The sequence below is a fragment of the Pseudanabaena sp. SR411 genome (assembly GCF_002251945.1).
In the GTDB taxonomy this organism is placed as follows: Bacteria; Cyanobacteriota; Cyanobacteriia; order Pseudanabaenales; family Pseudanabaenaceae; genus Pseudanabaena.
Map to the genome: position 1 here is coordinate 1 of NZ_NDHW01000258.1, position 3,607 is coordinate 3,607.

General features: G+C 39.5%; 6 protein-coding genes. 3 read left to right on the plus strand and 3 right to left on the minus strand.

Annotated elements, in window-relative coordinates:
* Positions 1 to 148: 148 nt before the first annotated feature.
* The 3 genes from B9G53_RS27785 to B9G53_RS26325 all read left to right on the plus strand — a co-directional run bounded on the left by B9G53_RS27785 (position 149) and on the right by B9G53_RS26325 (position 1,675).
* On the plus strand, positions 149 to 313 hold the full coding sequence (locus B9G53_RS27785; protein ID WP_176453366.1) for a hypothetical protein: 165 nt from the start codon (positions 149 to 151) through the stop codon (positions 311 to 313).
* Positions 279 to 581: a DUF4926 domain-containing protein gene (locus tag B9G53_RS26320; protein ID WP_254923828.1), complete on the plus strand. Its 303-nt coding sequence runs from the start codon at positions 279 to 281 to the stop codon at positions 579 to 581. The genes B9G53_RS27785 and B9G53_RS26320 overlap by 35 nt, the downstream gene beginning before the upstream one ends.
* 101 nt (positions 582 to 682) lie before the next feature.
* Complete coding sequence (locus B9G53_RS26325; protein ID WP_094536380.1) at positions 683 to 1,675, plus strand: hypothetical protein; 993 nt, start codon at positions 683 to 685, stop codon at positions 1,673 to 1,675.
* On the opposite strand, the gene dpdA is transcribed toward B9G53_RS26325, so the two are convergent.
* The 3 genes from dpdA to B9G53_RS26340 all read right to left on the minus strand — a co-directional run bounded on the left by dpdA (position 1,656) and on the right by B9G53_RS26340 (position 3,440).
* A complete protein-coding gene (dpdA, locus tag B9G53_RS26330) occupies positions 1,656 to 2,684 on the minus strand; it encodes a tRNA-guanine transglycosylase DpdA (RefSeq protein WP_141211910.1) in 1,029 nt (342 codons plus the stop codon). The genes B9G53_RS26325 and dpdA overlap by 20 nt on opposite strands.
* 42 nt (positions 2,685 to 2,726) lie before the next feature.
* A complete protein-coding gene (locus B9G53_RS26335; protein ID WP_094536382.1) occupies positions 2,727 to 2,912 on the minus strand; it encodes a hypothetical protein in 186 nt (61 codons plus the stop codon).
* An 84-nt stretch (positions 2,913 to 2,996) separates the two neighbouring features.
* Positions 2,997 to 3,440, minus strand: a complete 444-nt coding sequence (locus tag B9G53_RS26340; RefSeq protein ID WP_094536383.1) for a DUF6884 domain-containing protein — start codon at positions 3,438 to 3,440, stop codon at positions 2,997 to 2,999.
* Between the last annotated feature and the right edge of the window lie 167 nt (positions 3,441 to 3,607).

Consider the following 3,607-nt stretch of genomic DNA (forward strand, 5'->3'; position numbering starts at 1 on the left):
TGACGTTCTTCTTCACTTAACTTCACTTTGTATCGTTTTGCTGGCATAGCTTTTTCCTTAGCTCTTTCCTATGCCTTTATTTTACCCGTCAATTATCCTTTGACTGTCTACTAGACTTGGGTTAAAACTTAGTTTGAGGGAGAAATTTATGGATGCAGAAAAGAGACAACGACTAGAAATGACAGGCTGGAAAGCTGGCACTGTTGAAGAATTTTTGGGACTGTCGCCGCAAGAGATCGCAAGTATTGAAACAAGACTAAAAAAATCTAAAGGTGACCATGCAAAATCAAACTATGACATTCCCAGAACTTGAAACCCAACTACTTTCTCAAAAGCCACTCGACTCTGTGGCTATTCTTAAAACTATCCCTGCTGAAAGGCTGACTCTTCTCGAATCAGAATATGAATCAGTTTCGTCTTTGCCTAGTGGTTTAGTGGGAACAATTGTTGAAATACGCCAAAAAGATTATGAAAATTACTATTTAGTTGAGTTTTCTGATTCATATGGATGTGAATATGCAATGGCATACTTAAAAGCTAATGAATTTATAGTGCTTCAGTATGAGCTTCTTGCTGCCTGATCGCCTTGCGACTAAGTTACGCGCAATGGGTATCGATCCCGATCTGGATTAAATTCTATCGTCAGTCAATGAGGTTTAATTAAGTAAAATGAATATTAAATATGGCTAGAATTGAAGGAAAACTCGCTAAATATCTTCAAGACGAATTTAAAAGACTTTCTCCTAATGGATGGGAATGTCATTCTGAGGTTGCTATACTTTCTCCTGATCTTGAAAAATTTTTAGGATACGAACCTCGTGTAGATGTTCTATTACAAAGAACTAATAGCTCACAAAAATTTTGGATGGAATTTGAGATTAGCCGAGCCGATCCAGTTGCTAATCATACAAAATTTGCTACTACACATTTGTTTCAAGCTCAAACACAATCAGATACTTTTGTAAGTATGATGAGTGCTGACATAGATAGAGGGAAAAGGAATCTGGGGGTCACTACAATTTACTTAATGCGTCATATTGGAATGAATGCTTTTCAAACTGCATTACTTCCTCATCATAATTCAAAACAGATTAAGGAGTTAAATAACATATCAATTGAAAATCTAAAACAATCTTCTTTAGATATCACACAAGAGATTCAAAGAGTTTTTAGTATTTCTGAAACTGTTATCTCCGAGAATAATCAAAAGATTCATTTTGCTGGTGATATTTTAGATGTTTTCATGAATTTGAGAAAATGGAATGAAGAAATTGTAATTCCAGAAAAACGTTCTGTTTGGGGGAAAAGAACTATCACTTATTTTGTTTTTGATCCTCTAAATCGAAGCTTTGCTCCTTCCAAATTTTGTGCTTATGTTGCTATACCTAACACAACAGCATTATTGGAACTATCCCTTGGTAATTTTTGTCGTTCAGAAATGTCAATTAATCTATATGCAAAACTTGATGGTACTGACAATCGGTTTGATGGTCGTCGCGCACGTCTACATTTAACTCAAAATTTAGCAATGACCCAACATGAAATATCTGAAGTACCTGAGATATTTAGGTTGTTTGAGAACTGGTTATTTCAACACTCAGACAGTATTAACGTTCATCCCAAAGGAATCGAGATTTTGATGCCTCCTGAACCATTTACAAAAAAAATTCGTTAGTTGTTGAAGGTTTCTTGTTTTTTAATTCCTTATTAAATCTCCATACCTCAATCACATGCTTAATCCTTACCCCATGCCGACTCACAGGCGGAATCCGCACCGCACTATACATCTTAGTTCTCAGCGTATGATAGTTCGCACCTGAACCCAACCAAGCCCGCCGCAAAGGACTCGCCGAATCAAAACTCGTCACCCCTAAATGACGCAACACAGGAATCGCACTAATCCTCGCCACACCAAACAAATGTATCCGCACATGGGGCTGTAAATGTGGATGAATCGCCTTTAAAATCTCAATAATTTCTTTACTAGTGGCACGAGCCAAACCACCCAACGCAATATAGTCATAGCCCATATTGATCAACTGTTTCACAGCCTCCGCATAGGTCTCAGGACTCCAACCCTGCGCCGCCCCAATCGGCGTAAAAGTATATCCACCTAACCGATGTTGCTCAATAAACTCCTGAGCATTCTTGAGCGTCAACTCATAGCGCATCTCCCGCACCCCTACCTCTGCAAAAGGTCCCACAATCAAATGATCAATACTCACACCATAGTTAAACCCTAGTTTCTCGTAATAGTCCAAAATCTCAATCGTGTTATAGGGTGGCACATCCTCCTTAATGTAGCCAAAAGCACCACAGTCCCCCATCATCTCCCCCTGAAAGCTAATGAACTCATGAATCCCGATCTCCTCAATCTTTTGCCGCTTCTTCTTACTAGCCTCCACAACCACCTTTGACACCAAGATCGCATCATAGTTAGGAGTTGGATAAATTTCGTGAGCATATACCTCATCCTCATGTGGATCGCGATCGGGCGTAAGCGTATCCGTCAAAAAGTTATAAGTCGGATCAACGTGGTCATCCCACTCAGGAATAAAATACTTCATTCCCAAATGCAAATTAGGCGCAGGAGGCATTGGCAAAAACTCCGAACTCTCCTCCTCCCCTTCAGCACCATCCGCGATCGCAGCCTTACCCTTTTTCTTAGACGACTTTACAGCCACACTAGGCACCCCAAGCGTCAACTCCAACTGATCAATATTTTCCTACTTAGGTTCCAGCAAAAGAGCAAATTCTTCAGGCTTTACATAAAGCTTGCTAAGCAGTTCTGGTTGCTGCACAACCACTTCCGCAAACTTTTTAAACAAAAATCCCTTTAAACCAACTAACCCATAGCTATACTTCTTTGCATCTGCATTGGATAGCCCCAATACATAGGTTTTTGCCTCCAATCCCTTAATCCATTTCCTGCTACTTTGAGAGGCAAGAAAGATAAATGTTTGGTCAGGTCTAGTAATAATAGGGAGATTTAGCGATCATAGATAGTTCTCGCCCAACAATAAAAACACCAGATCGTAATCATGAACAGCTTTTTCAAAGTCTTCACGAATCCCCAAGTGCTTTGACCAAGCATCAACCTCTTGCCCCTTCATATTGTTAAAGGTCACTTCATAGGGTGCGATCGCCCGATCCTCCGCAATCAACCCATAACCAGCAGAAAGGATATTCACATCTATAGACTTTTCCCCCAGAGACTTACGAAATAAATTTATCCCCTCCATCAACCGCAAATGCTGCATCCCCGTATACATCTCAGCCGCAGAACACATATATTGAGATAGCCTCTTCTCCTCAATAGCAAGTTGAGTCTTATTCTCAAAGTCCTTAATCCTGAGTTGCTCATCAGGTTTAAAAACTTTTTCTCCCGTACAGGAAGTAACCACTAAGATGCGAGGTTGATTATTTTTTTTCATACTCATTGGTAAGAGTTATCCAGATTCTCGTATTTACTCCCTTCCCGCTATAAGATCAGTGAATTAATGAAAAGATAAAATCCAGTGTTTTTCGTAATTGTATTTTTGAGAGAAATTGACTGGATTCAAAAAACTGCTCTAGCTGATTAGTGATATCTCCTAATGTTTTGCCA

Coding starts and splice junctions, on each gene's coding strand:
- B9G53_RS27785 (WP_176453366.1), top strand. CDS start 149: ATGGATGCAGAAAAGAGACAACGACTAGAAATGACAGGCTGGAAAGCT.
- B9G53_RS26320 (WP_254923828.1), top strand. CDS start 279: ATGCAAAATCAAACTATGACATTCCCAGAACTTGAAACCCAACTACTT.
- B9G53_RS26325 (WP_094536380.1), top strand. CDS start 683: ATGGCTAGAATTGAAGGAAAACTCGCTAAATATCTTCAAGACGAATTT.
- B9G53_RS26340 (WP_094536383.1), bottom strand. CDS start 3,440: ATGAGTATGAAAAAAAATAATCAACCTCGCATCTTAGTGGTTACTTCC.